The sequence below is a fragment of the Paenibacillus sp. J22P59 genome, from assembly GCF_059383895.1.
Map to the genome: position 1 here is coordinate 65,212 of NZ_JBXENX010000004.1, position 22,359 is coordinate 87,570.

The window sequence follows — 22,359 nt, forward strand, 5'->3', positions numbered from 1 at the left end:
GCTTTTTAGCCTTCGATCGTACCATCTTATGCACGCACGAAGCGAAGCGTCCGCTTACACCCATTCTTTCGCAGACCAGCAGGCATATGCTGTAGCAGCAAGGTCATTACGGATGAACGGAGGAGCATACATTGCCTAGAGCCTCTCGCCTTCCCACAAGAACAAAAAGTGTCGCCAGCAAATGGCGCAAAACGATTGCCTTGAATCGCAGCCCCTCAATCAGACGGTATATACCTCTTACTAAGCGACTAAGAGGCAGCGCCCTCATCCAAATGCTGAAGCGCTATCGGATGGTCTATATCAAGCCCGTACGTGGTTCGCATGGCAAAGGGGTCATGAAGATCGAGCAGCATCAATCCACCTACACTCTCCATCAGGGAGCCAAAATCACTCAAGGCCTATCCCGTAAAAGCCTGAATCGAATCGTCAAGCAGAAGACAGCAAACAGTCCCTATCTTGTACAGCGAGGCATCGACATGCAACGCTACAAAGGGAGAATATATGATCTTCGTGTCGTAACCCAGCTTAATTCGAAGAAAAACTGGCAAGTAACCGGAATGCTGGCACGCGTCGGACGTCCTGGGCGAGCAGTCACGAATGGCAGTCAAGGAGCTTCGATTCATAGTATCCGCACCGTTCTTTTGGCACAGGGCAGTAAGACTCAACGTCGAAAAATAGATGCAGAGCTCCGCGGCATATGCCTTCGCTCGGCACAGCAGTTAAGAGGCTCTTTTCCCTTTCTGAAGGAGCTGGGGTTTGATATTGCTCTCGATAGAAAGCTGCATCCTTGGATTTTGGAGGTTAATACGACGCCAGAGGCGATTCCATTCCGCAAGCTGAGGAATCAAGCGATGTATCGACGCATTATGGCATTTAGAAAGCTTCGTTAAACTTTAGCAAGGGCTGATGCTGGCAGATCGCAGGCCCAGTTGTTCCTTCTTCTTTACTCGTCTTAGGGAAACCGCCTACCTTAAGCAGCTCCCCTGAGGCGAGCTTCTGCGCTATAGCTTAACAATTGTGCGGCCTTTCAGTTTGCCTTCCAGAATAAGAGACAGTGCTTTAGGCAGTTCTTCTAGCGTAATCTCGTTGACAATACTGTCGTTGAGCTTACTTGGCTTAAGATCATCCGCCAATCTTGCCCATATCTTCTTCCTGATCGCCATTGGACAATCAACCGAATCAATGCCGAGCCAGTTCACCCCTCTTGTAATAAATGGATAGACCGATGTCTCCACCTCATGACCGCCAGTCAGACCGCTGGTCGCTACTGATCCTCCATATTGAAGCGTGCTTAATATATATTGAAGCGTTTTCCCGCCAACAGGATCGACCGCAGCCGTCCACAGTGGCTTGCGGACAAGCTTGCGCTCCGAATCTATAAGCTCAGCCCGATCAATAATTTGGGCAGCGCCCAGCTCTCGCAAATAGTCATGCTCGCCCGACTTTCCCGTGCTCGCAACCACTTCATACCCTAGCTTAGCCAATATATCAACAGCTACACTGCCTACTCCGCCTGTCGCTCCTGCAACAAGTACAGGACCCTGTCCGATGCATAATCCGTTATCTTCAAGTCTCTGAATGGATAGAGCAGCTGTGAATCCAGCCGTGCCAAGAATCATCGCTTCACGCACAGTAAGACCTTCAGGCAACGGAACAACCCAATCGGCTGGCACCCGTGCAAGCTCGCTGAAGCCTCCATGATGGCTGACACCAAGCCCATAGCTGGTAACAATCACTTGATCCCCTGCACGAAAACGAGCATCCGTCGATTCCTCAACCGTCCCTGCCAGATCAATGCCTGGAATGAGCGGCAGCGACTTCACCATTCGATGCCATATAGCGACCATTCCATCTTTATAATTCACACTAGAGTAAGCAACTCTCACCGTCACCTCACCTGCGGGCAAATCCGCAGAGGACAGCTTCTGCAGCTCGAATACAGGCTCTTCACCGTTTAAGCTGCCTTTTTTTCGATCCAATACATAAGCTCTATATTCACTCATAAGTCTTCCTCCTTTTTCAAATAAAGAAAAGATGAACAACAAGCATGCACGGCTCGCAGTTCATCTTCATTCTAAACTTCCTTAGGTATGAAATTATAGATTTCCCCGGTCTCGAACGTGTCGATCAATCGGTGAAGCCATTTGTAATAAGCCAATGCTTCTTCAATCTTCAGCCTGTCGCTATCCATTACTTCGGTAAAGGCAGGATCATCTTCGTATTGCTGCTTGAGCTCATCAATCTCCTTCAGCGAGCGCGCCAAGACGCTCATATTCTGCTCTACCGCTTTCCTCCATTTGATCGAGAAAAAATCTGTGAAGTTCTGATGCCAGTCCGGCACAACCTCATATAAGTCTTTGCGAGATCCCTTGCCCCATACTTTATTGATCATCTTCAAGTCATGCAGCGTGCGCATTCCTGTACTCATGGACGTCTTGCTCATGCCCATCGTCTCACTCATCTCATCGAGCGTCACCGGCTCGCGATTAAAGTACATATTGCCGTACAAATGACCAATGGACAAAGTAATTCCATACAAGTCCATATTTTTCCCAATAGATTCAATTACACGGCGGCGTGCCTGGAATACCTTCGCTCGCTGCTCATCCGATAATGCGATTAGCTCATTCATTTTGATTTTGTTCCTCCCAAGATCCCAAGCGAAGTATATACCACCCATTGTACTCAAATGCCCCTTTGAATGTAAAGAATGTCGTTGGTACGAAAAAGGGAGCTATCACGAGTATTCTGAATATACAGTACGTAAAGTTATAACTGTACAAAGTATACAGAGGTATACGCCTTTTGACCCCTGTAAAGATAACCCACTAAACTTATAGGAGTCGAAATATTCCACAAAGGGGGCATAAGATGGCGATCATAGAAGCCAAAAGGCTAACCAAAATTTTCGGAGCTGATCCGAAAAAAGCGATCCCACTGCTGGATAAAGGATGGTCCAAAGAGAAAATCCTCGCAGAAACGAAACTTACAGTTGGGGTGAATCAAGCAGATTTTGCAATTGAGCAAGGACAGATTTTTGTCATTATGGGTCTGTCAGGCAGTGGCAAGTCCACGCTTGTCCGTCTTCTTAATCGGCTCATAGAGCCTACTTCCGGTCAAGTTCTATTCAATGGAACAGATGTTTTACGAATGTCACCGGAGAAGCTGCGTCAGTTCCGCCGCAAAAACGTTGGCATGGTATTTCAAAAATTTGCGTTGTTTCCTCATCGTACCGTTATTCAAAATATTGAATATGGCTTGGAGGTACAAGGCATTAACAAAATAAATCGCAGAGAAATGGCGATGCAGTCGCTGGAGCTTGTCGGCTTAAAGGGCTATGAACACAGCTATCCCGAACAATTAAGCGGCGGCATGCAGCAACGCGTAGGCTTGGCAAGAGGACTTGCCAATGACCCTGAAGTGCTCCTCATGGATGAGGCATTCAGTGCACTTGATCCCTTAATCCGTAAGGATATGCAGGACGAGCTGCTCGAATTGCAATCCAAAATGAAGAAGACCATCGTCTTCATTACCCATGATTTGAATGAAGCTTTGCGAATTGGCGATCAAATCGCCCTGATGAAGGACGGCAGTATCGTCCAAATCGGTTCCCCGGAGGAAATTCTTATGCAGCCTGCCAACAAATACGTTGAACGGTTCGTTGAAGATGTTGACCTCTCCAAAGTGCTCACCGCTTCCCATGTCATGATTAAGCCAGAGACCATTACACTTGAAAAAGGACCTCGTGTTGCCCTTCAATTCATGCGGGACCGCGGCGTGTCCAGCCTCTATGTCGTTGACAAAGAGAAGCGATTGCTTGGCGTCGTAACAGCTGAGGATGCTTCGCAGGCTATCAAAGAAAACAAACGCTTCGAGGAAGTCATGCAGCTTGATGTTCCAACTGCTACACAAGAAACCTTATTGCATGAATTATTTGAATCCATGAGTAATTCCAAGCTTCCAACAGCCGTCATCGGCACGAATGGGAAGCTGATTGGCATCGTTATAAAAGGTGCTGTACTTGCGGCATTGTCTGGAACTACAGGGTTAGAGGCTGGTGAACGTCATGAATCTGCCTAAAATCCCGCTTGCAGACTGGATCGAATCATTAGAAGCCTGGTTAGAGCTTCATTTTGACCCATTCTTCAGGCTCATACGCATCATTGTCGGTGAAACCGTAGGAGGGCTCGATTCCCTGCTTAACTGGTTCCCGCCGCTTATTCTTATCTTATTATTTACAGCAGCTGCATGGTTTATCGGCAAATGGCGGATGGGTGTGTTTACGCTAATCGGACTCGCCATAATTGAAAATTTGGGTTATTGGAGTCAGACGATGCAGACGCTTGCACTCGTCCTTACTGCCGCTGCTATCTCCGTCATCATCGGTGTTCCTGTTGGTATTCTCTGCGCTCGCAACCACGTAGTTCAGAAAATCGTTACCCCGATACTCGACTTCATGCAGACCATGCCTGCATTCGTCTACTTGCTCCCAGCGGTTACTTTCTTCTCGCTTGGCGTAGTACCCGGAGTCATTGCATCAATCATATTTGCGATTCCACCAACTATTCGCTTAACCAATCTTGGTATTCGTCAAGTTCCTGCCGAGCTTGTAGAGGCTGCCGATGCTTTCGGGTCAACCCCTTCACAAAAGCTGTTCAAGCTGCAGCTGCCGATCGCTATGCCAACCATTATGGCCGGTATTAACCAAACGATTATGCTTTCTCTGTCTATGGTCGTTATCGCTTCGATGATTGGCGCTCAAGGGGTTGGAGCCTATGTATATCGTGCTGTTACGCAAGGCAACACCGGCGTAGGCTTCGAAGCTGGTCTAGCTATCGTAATTCTGGCTATTATTCTGGATCGCTTAACACAGAAAATCATTCGCCAGACAAAAACCAGTTAAGAGAGACTTTCTTACCTCTCGGGTTTTCAGCTGTCTCTGTACTGTTCGCAAATTCGTTTGAGCCATAAACATTGTTTCTTAGTTAGTGTCTCTTACTCAGAGCAGTTTAATCGGTATTGTTTTAGTCAGTGTTGTTTTAGTTAGTTGTTTTTTAGTCGGTATTGTTTTAGACAGTGTTATTTCGAATTTTTTTACAAAATCGGAAGTTAGCGAAGCAGATGGATTGTCGTGGAGAAGCGTAGCGTTCGCCTTTTCCCCTAAATTTTCACGCTAGGCGTGATCATTCATAAAAATTTAGGAGCAACAGCGATCGGAGGGACAATCCATCTGTGCAGCGATAAGCTGTAGATTTTTCAAACTTCACATGCTTTCGAAGCAAAAATTGGAGGAGTGTTAAAAATTGATGAAACTTAACAAAATGCGTTTTATGCTGGCAGCTATCATGATCATTGTTCTATTGGCGGGATGTTCCACAAACGGAAGTGCTGGAGGCAAGAAAGAAATATCACTAGCCTACGTCGCATGGGATTCAGAAATTGCGAGCACCTACGTCGTAAAAGAAGTACTGGAGCAAAAGCTTGGCTACAAAGTTGAAATGCTTCAAGTAGATGCAGGCCCGATGTGGGCAGGCGTATCGGATGGCAGTGTTGATGCTATGGTAGCTGCTTGGCTGCCTACGACACATGCTTCCTACGTGGAGAAATACGATGGAAAATATGACGATCTGGGACCGAATCTAGACGGCACCAAAACGGGCCTTGTCGTTCCTGCCTATATGGACATCGACAGCATTGAGGATCTAAAAGGTGAAATCGGTGCTTCTCTTGATCACACCATCATCGGGATCGAGCCAGGCGCTGGACTAATGATGTCTACAGAAAAAGCATTGGATGAATACGGCCTTCGTGATGATTGGAACCTGCTTGAAAGCTCTTCCGCAGCGATGACTCAGCAACTAGAGAAATCCTATGCTAAAAAAGAGCCGATTATCGTAACAGGCTGGACACCTCACTGGAAGTTTGCCAAGATGGAACTGAAATATTTGGATGATCCTAAAAATGTATACGGCGGAGACGAGCAAATCCATACCATCGCCCGCAAAGCTCTAAAAGACGACCAACCAGAAGCTTATGCTTTCCTCGATAAGTTCTCTTGGACACCGGATGACATGGCCGCAGTTATGGTCAGCATTCAAGAGGGCAAAGAGCCTGAAGCAGCAGCAAAAGCTTGGGTGGAACAAAACCAAGACAAAGTTGATGCTTGGTTGAAATAAGCCCAATAAAAAGAACCCCTCTCACCGCAATTGAAGTGTGAAGTGCACCCCTTATAGTAAACATTGGAAAACCCCATATGGGAAACCGATGATACTTTAGGGGTGTATTTTTATGAGGAAAAGAGAGCAAACGAATAAATGGTATTTAATGAAGTAAGGAAAGAAATTTTATAGACAACGCCGCAATGGAGAGTTTCTTCTCGCATCTGAAAATGGAAGCACTCTCCCCCTATGATATTAGTTCAATTAGTGAGGCTCAACAACGAATTGAGAAGTTCAATAATGAACGAATCCAAATTAGATTAAAACAACAGACGCCAAATGAGTATCGACTACAATTTACATTATGAGTGCAAATGTTAGACTGGACCTCATTAAACTAACGGGCAGGATAGTCACATGAACCTCCCTATCATTAACCCATCTTTCTAAAAATAGTTTCTAGTCTAGCCAATAGTTAACTATTAGTCCATGCTGAAGAAAAATAACTCACGTACACTGTACAATCTTTATAGGAGGTGTAATGGTTGAGTTGTCCCGATACAAAAAAACGGTGCAAAAGGAAATCCATTATTGTATGCCATCCAAAAGGAAAAAAAAAGAAACGTCATCCACGATTTAAGAAGAAAGTTTGTATAAAGTGTCCCCCGCTTAAAGGACAGCAATTATTACGTGGAATTGCGGGGGCAATTGCAGAGGCTGGACCTCAAGGACTTGCGGGAGCACTTGGACCCCAAGGATTAACAGGACTTGTGGGTGCAATCGGTGCACTTGGACCTGAAGGGCTTGCAGGAGCACTTGGACCCCAAGGAGCAGCGGGTATTGCAGGAGCACTTGGCGCACTTGGACCTCAAGGACTTGCAGGAGCACTTGGACCTCAAGGAGCAGCAGGCCTTGTGGGTGCAATCGGTGCACTTGGACCTCAAGGACTTGCGGGAGCACTTGGACCCCAAGGATTACAAGGCCTTGTGGGTGCAATCGGCGCACTTGGACCTGAAGGACTTGCAGGAGCACTTGGACCCCAAGGATTACAAGGCCTTGTGGGTGCAATCGGCGCTCTTGGACCTGAAGGACTTGCAGGAGCACTTGGACCTCAAGGAGCAGCAGGCCTTGCAGGAGCGATTGGCGCAGCTGGATTGACAGGTCCACCGGGAGAAGCGGGACCAGCGGGACCAGCGGGACCAGCGGGACCAGCGGGACCAGCGGGACCAGCGGGACCAACGGGACTAACGGGACTAACAGGAGCCACAGGTGCAACCGGAGCAGTTGCAACAACACAAAACGGACTTTTTCTTGTTAGTGTATCACCTATTGCAAATGGTACAGATATTTCATATGTAACCTCATTTATTAATGGCCCTAATATTTCACATCCAACAGCCACAACCTTTTTATTAGCAACAGGGCACATTTATTTGGTTTCCTATACTTTCAGGGCAACTAGTTCAGTAGCTGGAAACATTACTGTTACACCAAGGCTTAATTTAGTATTTAAAGGTGATTTTTCAGGTAAAGCAAATACTGGTACTTTAGATGCTAATGCAAGTGTTTCTGGTACGTTCTTAGTTGACGCTACCGCAGGTGCTGTAACAGTAGATTTTCTTTATAATGGCTTGGCCCCAGCTAATCCGACTGATGGTTCTGTTTCGATTATTCAGGTTCAGTAAACTATGAGAGGCTAATATTTGCCTTCCCTAATTAAAACTAATTAATTTACGCGGTCTGTTTATTTCACTCCGATAACGTTTGCACAGATTTTTACAATTTCAAGTTAATGGAGTAGAGCCAGTGACTCCATGCCAACGATGACGCTGCTAAGTTTGTAGGATTTGAGAGGATCTTGGATCCAGCGCGAATAGATCGAACCCTTTACGATGGTTGCCTAACTCGAGCGGCGTTCCAAGAGCAATCCCACGAAAGCTGACCATAGTAGAGCGACCTCCTGATGGGCTTTTTGAGGCATTTGACCTCGTGCGTAACCCCATCGTACAGAGATAGGTTAACGGGAGATTATAGTTCAATGATTGAAACGGCGGACCAGAATTTGGTCCGCCGCTTTGTTATTAAACAGTTCAGTTAATAGGGCTTTTTTCATCGTCTACAGTATTAGGGCTTGACCATAATTGACGAAAGGAGTTCTTTTTCACGCTCACATCTTACTTCGATTAGTTAATGCGCTAATAGAGCCAATTGCAGCCCCGAACAAAGCGCCTACAGACACTTCAATCGGCTGATGCCCAAGCGTCTCTTTTAATTGCTTCTCCCGGCGCTCATGGCCTATGCCTGGAACCTTGCCCGATAATTTCTCCATATGCTCATCAAGATCATTAACTTGAACGGCAATTTCCCCGGCATGGCGCCTAATATTCATCGCATCGTACATAACAATGATACCAAGCATAGCTGCAACCGCAAATTCAGGTGTTTTCACCCCGTAACGGACACCTGTATAAGCAGCAAGCGCGGATACTCCACTGGCATGCGAGCTTGGCATACCTCCAGAGCCAATCATTTTTATAGCCTGCCATTTGCCTGTTTTGGCATAATGAAACGGCACCTTCAACAATTGGGCTGCTCCTACCGCTAATAATGAAGTACAAAGTCCACGATTCATAAGGAACCACCTCCATCAAATAACTAGTAAAGGTAGTTTGCTCTCGACCAGTGGAATTCATGCCATTATTCCTGAACAGAGTTCAGGAACGAGGTGATTAATTCCCCAGTATCAAGTACAGCCACTTTTTGTGGAGGCAGTCCTGTTCCCTCTTTATAACATACAGCCATTTTGTACTCGTCATGAATCGCATAAGGCTGAAACCAATAGCATTCATCCTCATATAAGGTAAAAGAACCGTTCTCGATATTTGTTCGTATGCTAAAGGCATTAAGCGGAAGCGAAAGCCCCATCCCTACCTGCTTAATCAGGCTCTCCTTCATGGTCCAGATCGAGTAGAAATAATCCAATTGATCGCTTGCATGCAGCAACGCTTCAATCTCTTCCGGCGCAAAAAAACGCTGCGCAATGTCCAGAAATTCGAACGTTTTTTTCTCCTCGACATCTATCCCTACAGCAGATTCTGATAGAGCTGCGACTACCCATAAGCCAGAATGAGAAACATTGAAATGCAAATTATCGTTGCCTATAATATAAGGCTTACCATACTTATTTTTATCCATCTGGATCGCTTTAATTGGAAGACCGATTAACTGCTTAATCTGTGTTTTTATCAGCATTTCACTGAACAATGAACGGTAAGCATCCTCTTTTCTAACAAAGCGCAGAGTTCGCTCTCGTCTATCATTCGACATATGTCCAACTAATTCATTGAATAAATCTGTTGGCATAGCGGTTGGAATTTGCACTGCGCAAACGGAATGAATCGTCATAAATACCTCTTGTAGGTGTAACGCTCAGCTAGCACGATTGCGGTGAACATGAGCAGTTACGCCACCCTCCCTTTTATTCCATTCATTCGCCATACTATACTATAATCTTCCAGAAACGTCTATAAAGCTGACTTAAATGTAATGAACCTTATTACTGACTGAATACTTAATCTAGCTATGCCTACCGTTGCTTCAAAGGAGTAATTCTTCTTTTCTTGAAGCGATTACGTGATAATGTACTACTGAATATCATTCAAGAGAGAAGCTAGTTGGAGTGTGAGATCGACTGCTGACGTCACTCAATCCCATACTATAAGCTGCGCGGTGCAGAAAGAGTAAGGAAGCGGCCACTGATATGAGGCAAAATCATATATAAATGAGGAAAAGCACCTATAATTGGACCGAGCGGTGAGGGATGTTGGAAGGTATGAGGGAAATCCCATATCTCAGGAAGTCAGGCTCATAAGCAATGAGGTTAGCCTCATTGTTCTCATGTCGTACCGTTGAACAGCTGATAGGAGTGAGTTTAGCCTCACAGAAGAGTGAGGTCACTGCCTCGTGTCCCGACACTAGTGGTTAGGAATTCCTATTTGCCGCTTCTGCATAAAAAAGAAACCGTTCTATGAAAAATGGAAGGTGTAGCCTGCCATTTTTCATAGAACGGTTAATCATCTGGAGAATAGCTTTTCATCCTCCACACATCTTTATAAAGATACTTAAGGTGCAACAGCTTCCTTCACGGAAAGCTTATATTCCTCTTCCCCCACACGAATGATGCTGTTAGCTGGAAGCTCGACCTGCTTGTCTAGCTGTACAACGACTTTACTGGCATAATCCGCCGCTGATACACTGTTGCTGCCATCACCGGTTCCAACGGGAGGATGAGTCTCCTCATTGGTGCCATCAGGTGTAGCCGCAGCATCGTTTCCGGTCGCAGAAGCATTATCAGGAACAGGCGTTGCCGACGGACTAGCGGATGGAGTAGCAGACTCAATCTCTGCTCCTACTGGTGACTCTATTGGCTGTTCCGATTCCTCTGGTGAACCGCCCTCTGTGTTTCCTTCAGTCGCTGTGTCTGCCTTACATGTTGGAGTGAATGTTAGCTCCTTGTATTCAACAGCTGCAGCACCGGGCGACTCTATCGTTAAGGCACTCGGTGAGAACTGTGTGCATACGGCTGCATCTTTGAACAAGAATACGAGTGCGGTCGTTGCCTCCTGGCCCTCAGACGCGACAGTTTGCTCTGCATATACCATCGTAGCTGGCTGAGCAATATCAATTGTAGGTGTCGGCTGCAATTCCGGCACAATCGGTTCATCCTCTCCTTTGCCGGAGGATAGCATAATGCCAGCGACAATTAGAATAACACCTAATGTGGCAACAGATGTGATCAGCGTCGCTTTGCGATTTTGACGAAAAAACTTGGCGAGCGGCGAAGAAACCTCCCGCTCTGCTTGCTTATAAGCAGCTGCAAGAGCCGAACCAGCCTTATCGAAATATTGCTTACGATTCAAGCGTTTTTTGAAGGCTTCGCGGTCATGCTTCTTGAAATAACCGACGATAGCGCTCGTATAGGCTGGCACGAAGCCTCTCGACTTCATGAACTCAGACTGCTTCTCGGACCATTGGAAGAAACGATAGATCAGCTCCTTATTTGGAGCGTTCCGCTGCAAATAATCCAGCAGGGCTGCATAATCTACCGCTTCCATATCCGAGCTCCGCAGGAAGCCTAGCACGAGTCGCCGTGAATCAGCCAGCTCCAGCTGTCCCGCCAATAGCTTAAGTCCTATTTGCTGAACGCGAGTTGTCTCTGGCAAGGACAATCTGCTGAATATGGCTACGGTCGGTTCAGGGAGAGCGAACCATTCATAGAGGGCAAGCAGCTCAAGTGCAGCTGACTTCTGCCGAGTATCCTGCAGCTGCCCGTTCCAGCGCTGCAATTGATCCTTATAGCTTAGGAAGCTTGCCTCTGCAAGCTGCTCCTTGCTCAGCCTCTCCAACTCGACCTTGGACAGCATTGCCTTATATGCAGCAAGCTCCAGCTCCTGATAAAGTTCAATGGCTTCATGGGAAGAGGACATCGATGGCATTCTTCCTGTATTCCCTCTCCCTGACCGCGCTTCACCTTCCAGCCTTCGCAGCTGCTCGAGAACCTTGCTCGCCGCGGCTAATGAATGACGCTCACGCTCCAGCTTTTCCGTAAGCTGCCGATGAGCGAGCTCTTGGAATGATCCATAGCCAAGCAGCGCTGGATATGCGCTTCCCCATTGCTCGATCAGCTCCAGCAAGCTGCTTGCTGCCGTTGCAGCCTTGAGCTTCTTCTCAAGAAAAGGAATGAGCACGCTGTTTGCCAGCCTAGGATCAGTCAGCAGCTTATTGAAGAATGCTTTACTAAGGGGAGGATCGCTCTCAATCGCCTTATAAAAGGAAGACGAAGCTTCTTGATCATTCTTCAGCTTGGCATTGTTGAGTGCGAGAATGAGATAAGAGACGATTTTGCTCTCGCTATGTTTACCGTCAATCTGATAATAATCTCTGAACGCATTGACGATGAACGTCTCAGGCACGACACCCTGCCGCACCTGATCATATTCATAATCGAACCGGGACAGGAATAAATCATTCAGACGCATTCTGGATTCCTGCGAGCCCGGCGGCTTCAAATAATCGAGCAGCCCGCGAAGGACTGCGGTTTTATGCGCTTCATATAACCTCTCATTGCCCTCTTCAATCTGGTACATGACACATAGCTCATGATAGCTGGAAGCCGCGATTTGACGCTCTGCCCCCATCCCAGCTACCATCTGCTCCGCAAATTGAAAGAAGCTATTCGCACGCGCAGGATGATCCAGGTTGTCCCATGCAAAGTCCAGGTAAGGCTGGTCGGCTCCATCGAGATCGACATTCATGAACCGATTATTGGCGAAGTCGAATATATAGTCCTTCTCAATGTTTCGATCATTGGGACGCAGGCTGCCCTGCTCAACGAAGGTTACATGAACTGACTTTCGGCTTTGCGGCTCTTTGGCATAAGTGATGAAGCCAAGCTGTTGGCGATAAGCATAAGGCAAGCTTCCATACAGCACAGAAAGCAGCTGCTTGGCATTATACGATAGCTGGACAATTGGCACAGCAAGGGAAATATAGACCTTCTTTTTGCCGCCAATTGCCATCATCACCGCATACAGAAGCTGCTTAAAGGTCTTCTCTCCTATATTCAGCAGCGTCAGTACAGAACGATAGGAAGGCCTCACTGAGGCAGCTTGAACCGGCAAGCTCGCTAATTCACTAATTTCTGTGCCCTGATCAATATCATAGCTATCTATGAAAGAAGCTTGCAGCCAGCTCTCATAATCGCTGGACGACTCGCTGGCATGTTCTCTTGGAATGACATAGTTATGGGTGAAAAACGCGCTGCGAAGGCCGGTGAAATCCGCTGCTTGATAGACACTGCGCCCTAGCAGGACATCGCCATTCTCCTGATGAAGCAAGTGCATCGCCTCAGGATACGCTGCTCCATCCTTCTCGCCCCGCGTTGCAAGCTCATTCGGAGCATCATACACGCATAGCGGGTGAAGCACCTTTTTAATGAAAGAAGGGTCCAGCCTGCTTGATTTGGCGATCGTGTCATAGCCTTCCGTGGATCTGAAAATGCCGCGTCTTTCCCGTGCGTACAGCTGCTGCTGGATCATTCTACGGGGTGTAGTATCGCGCACTATTCTCTTCTCCCCTCAATAAAGTTCAGCTTATAGAGCAGCCAAATGAAGGGCTCGTCTACCCGAATAGGGCTCACGACCGTTTGCAGCTTCTGGTCAATCGGATTGCTGCCGAGCGCCGATACCGCATAATAAGCTGTATCCTTGAAGTAGACATCCATCGTTCCCTTGAACGGACGATCGACCTTTTCTATGAAGCGCCTGATCTCTCCGTCAATATTCTCGAATTCCGTCAGATTAAAATAATTGCGATGAATCATATTATTAAATATATTGCTGTTCGATTTGATATACTCGCCGTCTTCATCCTTGAGAGAATGAAGCATATCACTCTTCGTAAGCACAACAGCGGTCGGAATATCGGTTTTACTATTCTCCTGATAAGCAATAAAATCACCGAACATGGACAATACAACATCACGAGGCTCGTCATATTGGGATACCCATTCACCAGGCTTGTCACCCAGATTGATTCTGATCTTTTCGCGAATCGAACGAATTTGCAGCGGATCTACCATTAGGAGAATACCCGCCGAATTTTTAATATGCTGACCATGCAGGCTCAAATAATCCTGCTCGACCATACCCTCGCCCGCTACATCAAAAAATACGAGCGTAAGCGGCGGCTTAGATTCATCCTTAAATACGAATTGGAAAATAAACGGCTCCTGCATCTTCTCCTTCTGAGTGGAAGCCAGCAGATCGCCGCGCTCAAATAAGGGCTCTTCATAATAAGTGCGGAACTTGCGGCTAATCTCGGCATTCAGCGGCATGCACGCCGCATTGAAATGATCGGCTGTCGTATTCTGCAAAGTATGGATTAAAGCCGTCATATAGACGGATTTCCCTACTTGAGAGGCGCCTATAATCGAGATAATGTTGCTTGGCACCTTCCCTGCCGTAACAGGAAGCTCATTATGGCATTTGGGGCAGAGTCTTCTGCGGGTTAATTCACCATAGCGATCATTAAGACCAATCAATACATGATCAGAGTAAATCCGATGCTCCATAGGCACGTCATCAGGATATAGCACGGCCTCCATATCATGTACGGAATCAAGGCCAAAGCGCTCACGGTATTTGTTCAAGGCTTCGTCTTCTCCAAGCGCATAATCCTCATCATCCTCACGGGAATGAGAAGCCCGGAAAACAACCTCGTCCGGCGTAAATTTACTGAAGCAATAAGGGCAGACGATATCGTAGAACAATGGGCGCGGCTTTGCTTCCGGTTTTTTTTTGAATAGATCAAAGATGCTCATGCGAGTTCCTCCTTTGCCTTAATCTTTATACTGAAATTAACTCATACATTTGTCCGTAGGTTCGGCCATCAGTGAAAAACAAACGAATATAATCGTCTTTGCCAATCTCAATAGCAGGCAAAGTGTTCTTGCCCGCTGCAAAAGGGGCGACGAATGGATATAGCATGCCATCCTCTTTATTCGCTGGATAGCCGCCCTGCTTCTTCACATAACAGAGTACATCCTTTGCAACCGGCACCTCTGTCGTCACCTGTATTTGAACCGTTTTGTACTTCCTGAATAACAGGCTTTTGCTTGAGATCGAATAATAAATTTTGGCCTTGCCGGCACTAATCTCTATTCGATTGTCCTGATTAGGCTGGAGGATGAGCAGCGGGCCGCCGCTCCCCTCCACGGAGGCATATACGGTGAAAATATACAGCCCCACACCATCTATACGAGTGTGATAGCCGTTATTCGCTTTGTATTCTGCCTTCGTATAAAGCTTTACATGATCCGTAGACGTTACGTCTGCTTGCTCGGCAGGCACTTTTCCAATATAAACGGCTTCTATGCCGCTCGGCCAAATCCAGCGCAGCGTGCAGCGATCCTCCTCTAGCATTCGGGTCAAGCCGCTAATGACTGGAGAATCCTCTTCTGCATCAATAAACCGCATTTAAGTCCGCCTCCTGCATCGTTTAGAATCCATGGCTGCGGCTGTCCCTCGTCCGTCCGCCTACCCCTTCCGAGGAGCGGCTGCTTATGCCTTTTCTCCCACCGCGCAGCTTCTTGTTGTTATTCTCACCGATTGGAATTACTAATGTGAATAAGCCAATGATTGCCGCAAGCACAAGAGCTGCGATCAGGCGGCATAAGCCATCGGAGAGCGTATGCCCGGACAATCCGGCATCGAGAATATAGCCTGCCAGCAAACCGCCGACAACGCCTCCAGCGCCAAAGCTAATAGCAAGGAAGCGATTGTCGAACATTAATCCCAGTGCTACGCCAATTGCAGCGCCAATAATCGCGAATGATAAAATACGCAGCAGTGTATAGAACGTACTGTCTGCCAGCGGACCAGTCCGCTCAGTTAAGAGTGTCCGATTATCAATCGTATCGTAAATATTTTTGAAGACGAGCGTTAATCCATTTGCTTCCGTCACATCATAATATCTGCCGCCAGTCGAATTAGCGATATCCTGCAGCAATACGGCGCCCTGATCGTTTACGACACTAAGGCCAATCGTATTCACAACAATCTGCTGCTCTTGAAAAGCTTTAAGCTGCTGAGTGATACTGGCATCACTAAAGCCATCCGACAATAGCATCACCATCGTCCCGCGCTTCGCATCTGTCTTATCCTCTATGATCTCAAGCGCCTCGGACAATGCCGCGCTGAAGTCTGTCCCTCCATCATTCGGCTGCAGCCGGTCAATCGCGGCGTATACCGAATCTTTATCTGCTTGAGAAGCTACGCTGGTGAAGGGATGCAGCAGCTCTGCCGTGTGCGTGAAGCCAACTACAGCCACTCGTTTATCCTTCTCCATGTTATCAATAAGCTGCTTGGCAGCCGTGAACCGTTCGTTGTCAGGGTCGGTCTCCAGCATGCTACCGGAGTTATCAATGACTAGCACGATATCCTTTATCTGCTTCGCGCCGCCATAGGACAAGCCATAATTAAGCTGAAGCAAGCCTCCTGCTATAAAAAGCATAACCAGCGTCGCTGGTACGAGCAGCATCCAAGATAACCCGGTGTAACGCTGCCGCCAGGAAGATCCATTCAACCGAGGCGTAATCAATTCGGCAATCAGACAAGATAATCCAATGCACAGTGCAAGAACACCAAAGTAGAGGCCCACAACGACAAACCGCGGCCAGCCCTCCGATAGCCCGCCTAGTATAACCTCACCGATCGCGAATCCAATTGCCCCTCCTATTAAACTGAATAATAGAAGAAGCATATTTATTTTCCGTTGCATAATGACTGCACCCTTTCTGCTTGCTAATGGACTCAGCGATTATTGCGATGTATACCGGGTTAGCGAAGCTCCGGCAGAAGAGCGGGATCAAGCACATGAAATTCATACCCATTCTGCAAATAGGTTTCATAATATACTTTACCGTTTCGGTAATACATCAAGTCTTCCAAATGGAAGCCGCCCATTAAATTTAATTTCTCTACTCCGCTGCTGCGCTTCTCATGTACACAGCCCAGCTTATATATCCGTGAAGTCTCATCCACGCCAAGAGCATAGCGAATGAATTCACTCTCGCGGTCTCCGAACAAATACTTCTCTTCATAACGATGCTCATGCGTATAGTCGAGAAGCCGAATGTTAATCGCTGCGTTATCCTCCAGCGTACGATACAGCTTATGGAACAGCTCATCCCGTGATAAAGCCTTGCGATTGGTGTATTCCACCGATACATTCGCCCGCAGCAGCAGCTCCTCCTCAAAGGTCTGTGCGAATGGCTCAGCAGCCAAGATGTGCTTGCGGCATACCTCAATCAGCCGTTCAATGAGCGCTTGATTGCCCTGCTCCAGCAGCTCCGTCACATTGCCAACAAGACGCTCCTCGAAGAACACGCCTGCGCCGCGCTTCTCTTCCATATCCGCCATGATGCCTTCGGTTACGCGTTCATAATAATCGAATATATTTTGCCCGATATAATCGTCCGCGAGGCGAATGCTTTGCAGCGCCGTCTCTTTAAGCTCTGCCTCCAGCAGCTCCATCTGACGCACACGAATACGATAAGCCTCGTGCAGCTGCTCCAGCTCTCCTGCAAGTCTCCGATACAGAGCAAGCTCTGATTCCAGCCGCAAGAGCTGCCACTTCAGCCGATAGACCGTATCGAAAAAGATACGAATAAAAGCACGCAGATTCTGTTTATCCATGAACGGAATACGTTGGAATTTCAAATCCTCTACACGTACTTCATGAATACGGTCCAGCTCCTCTTGAGCCAGATCAATCTCTCGAACCAAATCACGCATTCTAGCGCGAAGTGTCTCCACCACGCTGCCCGCTTCATTCTTCTCATCCGTCCATTCCGCTACCTGATAGAAGCAAATCTCCGGCTGTTCCTTACTGCTGCGGGCAACGGTACGGCGCAGCTCCTCTGCTGGCTCGATCTCACCAAGACGTTTCTTCGCGGCATCGGTGAAATGCTTATGGAAGAACACCTTACAGCCATCCCCGAACAAAGCTTCCTCTGCCTCACGCAGCGACATTCTGCGAAGCTGCTCATAACGCACACCGCTCGTCAAGAGCCCTGACATGTCGTTCAGGTTGCCTTCATCGGGTACGATCTCAGCGGTTTTAGCCTCCATCGCCTTACTGTCCAGTCCGAAGAAAGCCAGCTTCTCCTTACTCCCCTGTTCAGGAACGTTCTTCATCCGTTCTGTCAATTGGGCAAAGAAGTGATAGAGCACCGTAAGAGCAATAGAGTAACTAGGGCGCTTCACCTTAGCAAGTCCCGCAGATACGAATCCCTGCCTTCCCGATTCAGCCATCAGACTGTTCTTGAAGGAAGAATTATTATAGCTTCCGTCATTCGACTGAATTTGTGCGTCTTTCCGTCTCCTGTTTTTGAGCAAAAGAATATGGCAGATGATCTCATAGTTGTCCTGCATGCCGCCCAGTGTCGTCATTCCCCGCTCATTCCGATCAGATAATAAATACACGAGATCGAATAAGGGCGATGGCTTATGAATGACCGGGATGGACAAGCCGTCGCTCGTTACCTGCAGCTTCATTGAGTAGGAATAATCAGGCTGCTGCATTCCCTCCAGCTCACGCAGGAAGCTGATTCCTGCAGCACTCCCATAGCCAGACTGCTCTCGCTCACTGATCAATGCATACAAATCCATTTGCACGGACTTGAATAATTGTAGAAATATAGATTGCGCCAGCAATGATATTTCGGGAACAAGCACGCTCATCGGATCATCAGCCCTTGTAATAATAGCAAGGTGGAGACGATCAAAAGAGGCATACAATCGGCCATAATCGGCAATTCTATCGCTAACCTGCCGCAGCATTCGATTGAGCTCAACGAGATGACGGTCCTCTTGATGAAAGGCTGTTCCGATATCCCTGCGTTCTGTCTTCTTATCGCTGTCAGCTGTCGTAAGTCCGCTCATCGGCACATGTATGACTTTTTCGGCAGATCGACCATTATCCGCCTCGCGATAGGCAAAATCCGCATTTGCCGCTCCGGATGATACATGGAGGTAAATAACGCCTGCACTATTATCCCACTTCAATTCATTAGAACGAATCATCGGCTCAATAGCATGTCCAGCTTCATCGCCAATGAATAGAAAGACAGTGGGATAATGAATGCTGCTCTGATCATCCTCAAGACCTCTCAGCTTCTGCTCAGCGGCCGAATAATCGGCCGCGAATCTATCTAGCAATACACTCATAGCTACTTCAGCTTTCTGAGAATTTCATTAAGCTTGGTCGTCATTTCCTTATAGAACCGGTACAGCTCCTCGCCGTTCGCCAGCTCCACCTTCTCATATTCTAGGCGCTCGCGTGCATCAAGGAAGGCTCCGAACAGCTCCTCAAGCTTATGAAGCAGCAGCTTCGTATCCTCTGTTGCCGTCAGTTCAGTTACTCTGCGCGCCGCTTTGCGCATTAGTGTGCTGCGATTCTTCTCCTCCAGAGCACGGAAGCTCTCGAACACCTCATGCTCGACATAGCTGCTGCTCTTCATCAGGTTAGCAAAAGGCGACCAAGCCTCCTCTTCAGGCTCCCGGTCATAGACATATAGCGCACCCTTCTTGGTAATCGTGTCTGTGTACAGTGCCTCAATAAATTGATCGAACCACTTTTCCTCGTCCTGATGCTGATTGAGCAATTGCTCCAGCTCAGCAGCCTTCGCGGAAATCTCCTCGTACTTCGCTAATTCCTCACGAACCCTTCTTAGCTGCTCTGGTGAGCGAATTAGATTCTCCTGTGCTAGCTCCTCGGAGAAGCTTCCGAATATATCCTTCGTAGAATCGAGCTGAAGCCCCTCAGACAATAGGCGTTTCAGCTCATTAAGCGCACGCTTCACTTCCCCAAGATTAGGCTTCGCTGCATCCAGCTGCATATTGAACGGAGCAAGCACATCCGCAAGGTGGAGTGGCTTCGTGTAACGAACCGAATAACGATTGCTCGTATTATGCTCGCTGCCCTTCTCCACAATGATTCGATAGCTCTCTGCTTGCATAAACTCGGCACGGACTTTGGCATTATAGCTCTGAACCCGTGGATTGACGTACGTGTCACCCCATGATTTCTCTGGAATCGGCGACGGCAAATACGTCCAATTGACCCGATCAGTCTGCACCAAGTGACGTCCAATGCCTTCCTTGTCCAGAATGGTGCGTTCATAGCTCTCCTCATAGACCTTGAGCGGCGTATAGACGAACAGAGGCACACCATTCTTCGTATTCAGCCAGAAAATCCGGTTCTTGACTTCACTTTCCTTAATTGTGAAGTGAGACTTGCCAATCGAGTTATTCTGGTAATTGCGGATGCCTCGCAATATGCTAGGCGCCTGCACTGGCACAGATACGAAGCCCCATGAAGGCACATGCAGATTGCCTGAGCTGTTGCTAAGATGGAAGACAGGAATCGCTTCCTCATCCAGCTTGCTCGCGATATGCCGCTCTACAAACTTATCAATAGACTCATCATTACCGTATTTCATAACGAGGAAGTCTTCCATTGATTTGGTAATGAGATCACCGAATTTGTCAGTCAAGAACTCCGAGATCGAGCTGACAATGTCGATTTCCTGCTCCTTCACCCATAGATTCGAATGGTCAAGCAGCTCCTGAGTGAAGTCACGAATCAGATCATCTCCGTCCTTCTTGTCCATCAAGCGGCTGATGACATCCGAGATATCGGGAACATCAACGATATTCCAGTAATACGTCTTGTTCCCTTTATGGTCGGTCTGCTCTTCACTGTTCGTCAATATATCGCCATTCTTGGCAAAGATCGAATTCAGCACATCAAGAATTTCAGTGAATACATTATAGATTCGATTATTCTCTTGGTTCAGCAGCTGATGCAGATCCTCATAGAATTCGATCATCTGCTCCATGCGCTCCACATCGGCGTGAAGCCAGTACTCATTGATCTTCGCTTCAATATAATTGTTTTTCTTCTTGTCTTTGGACACGAACGCACTCTTCGCATCTCCCATACGCTCCTCTGCTTGTTCTCTAGCTGCTTCGATATCACGAGGTAGGCGTGACAGCCCTTCGCGAAGCGTCTCAATATAAGAGAGCAGCATCTTCAGCAAGCAGAAGCCCTTCTCCGTATACAAAAGGCGCGATACATAGAACGGCCCTTGCTCAGGATGAAGAAAGGTACGGCGAATTTGATCGGTGAATTGTCCAACGATCTCACCCGGAAGCTGCTTCTTGGCCTTAATGTATTCCTCACGCGCACGAGCCAAGAAGTTCTGCTCCAGCTCGGTATCCATATTCACGGCTTGCATCTTAATAACGTTATTGTAGCTTAAGCGCTCGCTGTTCTCGAAGCCAGGCAGCGGCTCCGGCACACGTGAATCGAAGGTCTTCATCATCGTATCGAGATCGATGCCAAGCTTGCGGGCGAATTTCTCCACATCGTCCTGGCTTGGCGCCTTTTCGAACATCTTATCCATTTTATTGAATAGCCGGTACGCCAAATACGTCGTCATTTCCTCGATTGGCAATACAGCCGAAGAAGCTCCGATAATATTGTAATCGTAGTTGGCAGGATACAGCTTATTCATCTGGGCAATATTCGTCCGGATGTTGCTGATATAGTCATGAATGGCGAATTCTTCGCCAGACTGTTTTTCCTCACTGGAAATAAAGTTTGTAATATTCTCTGCTGTTACATTCATGCAATAATCGTAGGCATTCTCCAGCAGCTTGCCCTCCGCGTTCGTAGCGGAGATAAGATGGCATAGGTTAAAAGGCGGCAATGGAGAGTTAACCGACAGAATGCTGCCATATTGCTGCTTGAACCGTTCCCCTCGGCCGTCTACATTCATCCAATAATCCAATTCCTTAAGCGCGGCATATCCGTTCTTCTTAATGTACTCACGGGTATGGTCGCTCAAGCTTTTGTTCGCAAGGTTAATGTCCGGCGTGAACAAATAGCCAAGTGTATTCACTCGGTCGATGCCAGCAGAGCCATGATCGCGCTCAATAATGCCTCTGACGATATACGAAATATCGAGGAAGCAGCCGCTGCCCGTTCCACCAGATAGACCTGTAAGCAGGAACACCATCAGCTTTTTGTTCGTTCCGACTGACAGTGTTTTGATTTTTTTATCAATGCTCTGCACGACCTGATTGATCTTCGTGAACAGCAGCAGCCGTCCTGCTTGACGAACGCCGGCAGCGCCGTTCATTCCATCGGTAATACTCAGCTCTGGGGACAGCCAGTCTGTAATGTACGGCTCTAGAATGCTGCGATTTTGCAGCAAGCCTCCAACCTCAGCATTGGATAACAGTACGAATTCATTAATAGGATCGAGACCGATCCCTTTATATTTCTTGTTGCGGTCCTGTTCATTCGTTTCGAACGCCAGAAACTCAACATTGTCGGGCTTATCGCTCTTCCTCTTGGTGACAGGGTCCGCAGGCAGCTTAAAGCGGCGGTTAATCTGGTATTTCAAGCGCAGCAGCGCGTCGATGCCGGTACCGCCCAAGCCTATGATCAGGATCGGGTTGTCGATCGTATCCACTCTAATTTTCTCGCTGACAATTCCGCCGCCAAGTGATACATCCAGTTGTTGTATATGTTCTCTAACGATTGGTTTCATTCTTAATTACCCCCTAGGGAC

At 47.5% G+C, this 22,359-nt stretch carries 16 protein-coding genes; 6 read left to right on the forward strand and 10 right to left on the reverse strand.

What is annotated here, in order from left to right; genetic code table 11:
* Positions 1-131: 131 nt before the first annotated feature.
* Positions 132-890, forward strand: coding sequence for a YheC/YheD family protein (locus AC50YO_RS07770; RefSeq protein ID WP_494845495.1), 759 nt, complete (start codon positions 132-134; stop codon positions 888-890).
* Between the two features lie 111 nt (positions 891-1,001).
* On the opposite strand, the gene AC50YO_RS07775 is transcribed toward AC50YO_RS07770, so the two are convergent.
* The gene (locus tag AC50YO_RS07775) at positions 1,002-2,003 is read right to left on the reverse strand and encodes an acrylyl-CoA reductase family protein (protein ID WP_494845498.1); all 1,002 of its coding nucleotides are present in this window, start codon (positions 2,001-2,003) and stop codon (positions 1,002-1,004) included.
* A gap of 71 nt (positions 2,004-2,074) precedes the next feature.
* Positions 2,075-2,632, reverse strand: a complete 558-nt coding sequence (locus AC50YO_RS07780; RefSeq protein ID WP_494845502.1) for a GbsR/MarR family transcriptional regulator — start codon at positions 2,630-2,632, stop codon at positions 2,075-2,077.
* A gap of 239 nt (positions 2,633-2,871) precedes the next feature.
* On the opposite strand from AC50YO_RS07780, the gene AC50YO_RS07785 reads away from it, so the two are divergent.
* The 5 genes from AC50YO_RS07785 (at position 2,872) to AC50YO_RS07805 (ending at position 7,843) form a co-directional block, all read left to right on the forward strand.
* Positions 2,872-4,080 carry a quaternary amine ABC transporter ATP-binding protein gene (locus AC50YO_RS07785; RefSeq protein ID WP_494845505.1) on the forward strand — a complete coding sequence of 403 codons (1,209 nt, stop codon included), beginning with the start codon at positions 2,872-2,874 and terminating at the stop codon, positions 4,078-4,080.
* Positions 4,067-4,903, forward strand: coding sequence for an ABC transporter permease (locus AC50YO_RS07790; RefSeq protein WP_494845508.1), 837 nt, complete (start codon positions 4,067-4,069; stop codon positions 4,901-4,903). The genes AC50YO_RS07785 and AC50YO_RS07790 overlap by 14 nt, the downstream gene beginning before the upstream one ends.
* 403 nt (positions 4,904-5,306) lie before the next feature.
* Entirely contained in the window at positions 5,307-6,176 is an 870-nt protein-coding gene (locus AC50YO_RS07795; RefSeq protein ID WP_494845513.1) for a glycine betaine ABC transporter substrate-binding protein, read from the forward strand.
* Positions 6,177-6,361: 185 nt separating this feature from the next.
* The gene (locus AC50YO_RS07800) at positions 6,362-6,526 is read left to right on the forward strand and encodes an IS3 family transposase (protein WP_494845517.1); all 165 of its coding nucleotides are present in this window, start codon (positions 6,362-6,364) and stop codon (positions 6,524-6,526) included.
* Positions 6,527-6,703: 177 nt separating this feature from the next.
* Positions 6,704-7,843, forward strand: coding sequence for a BclA C-terminal domain-containing protein (locus AC50YO_RS07805; protein ID WP_494845521.1), 1,140 nt, complete (start codon positions 6,704-6,706; stop codon positions 7,841-7,843).
* A 482-nt stretch (positions 7,844-8,325) separates the two neighbouring features.
* On the opposite strand, the gene AC50YO_RS07810 is transcribed toward AC50YO_RS07805, so the two are convergent.
* The 8 genes from AC50YO_RS07810 to AC50YO_RS07845 form a co-directional block, all read right to left on the reverse strand.
* Entirely contained in the window at positions 8,326-8,790 is a 465-nt protein-coding gene (locus tag AC50YO_RS07810) for a divergent PAP2 family protein (RefSeq protein WP_494845526.1), read from the reverse strand.
* Positions 8,791-8,855: 65 nt separating this feature from the next.
* Positions 8,856-9,521, reverse strand: coding sequence for a 4'-phosphopantetheinyl transferase family protein (locus tag AC50YO_RS07815; RefSeq protein WP_494845529.1), 666 nt, complete (start codon positions 9,519-9,521; stop codon positions 8,856-8,858).
* Positions 9,522-10,279: 758 nt separating this feature from the next.
* Positions 10,280-13,279: a GAP1-N2 domain-containing protein gene (locus AC50YO_RS07820; protein ID WP_494845533.1), complete on the reverse strand. Its 3,000-nt coding sequence runs from the start codon at positions 13,277-13,279 to the stop codon at positions 10,280-10,282.
* On the reverse strand, positions 13,279-14,538 hold the full coding sequence (locus AC50YO_RS07825; RefSeq protein WP_494845537.1) for a TRAFAC clade GTPase domain-containing protein: 1,260 nt from the start codon (positions 14,536-14,538) through the stop codon (positions 13,279-13,281). The genes AC50YO_RS07820 and AC50YO_RS07825 overlap by 1 nt, the downstream gene beginning before the upstream one ends.
* 25 nt (positions 14,539-14,563) lie before the next feature.
* Positions 14,564-15,193 carry a beta-mannanase gene (locus AC50YO_RS07830; RefSeq protein ID WP_494845541.1) on the reverse strand — a complete coding sequence of 210 codons (630 nt, stop codon included), beginning with the start codon at positions 15,191-15,193 and terminating at the stop codon, positions 14,564-14,566.
* 22 nt (positions 15,194-15,215) lie between these two features.
* Positions 15,216-16,496 carry a vWA domain-containing protein gene (locus AC50YO_RS07835; protein WP_494845545.1) on the reverse strand — a complete coding sequence of 427 codons (1,281 nt, stop codon included), beginning with the start codon at positions 16,494-16,496 and terminating at the stop codon, positions 15,216-15,218.
* Positions 16,497-16,555: 59 nt separating this feature from the next.
* Positions 16,556-18,946: a transcription initiation factor TFIID gene (locus tag AC50YO_RS07840; RefSeq protein WP_494845549.1), complete on the reverse strand. Its 2,391-nt coding sequence runs from the start codon at positions 18,944-18,946 to the stop codon at positions 16,556-16,558.
* 2 nt (positions 18,947-18,948) lie between these two features.
* The gene (locus tag AC50YO_RS07845; protein WP_494845552.1) at positions 18,949-22,338 is read right to left on the reverse strand and encodes a tubulin-like doman-containing protein; all 3,390 of its coding nucleotides are present in this window, start codon (positions 22,336-22,338) and stop codon (positions 18,949-18,951) included.
* Between the last annotated feature and the right edge of the window lie 21 nt (positions 22,339-22,359).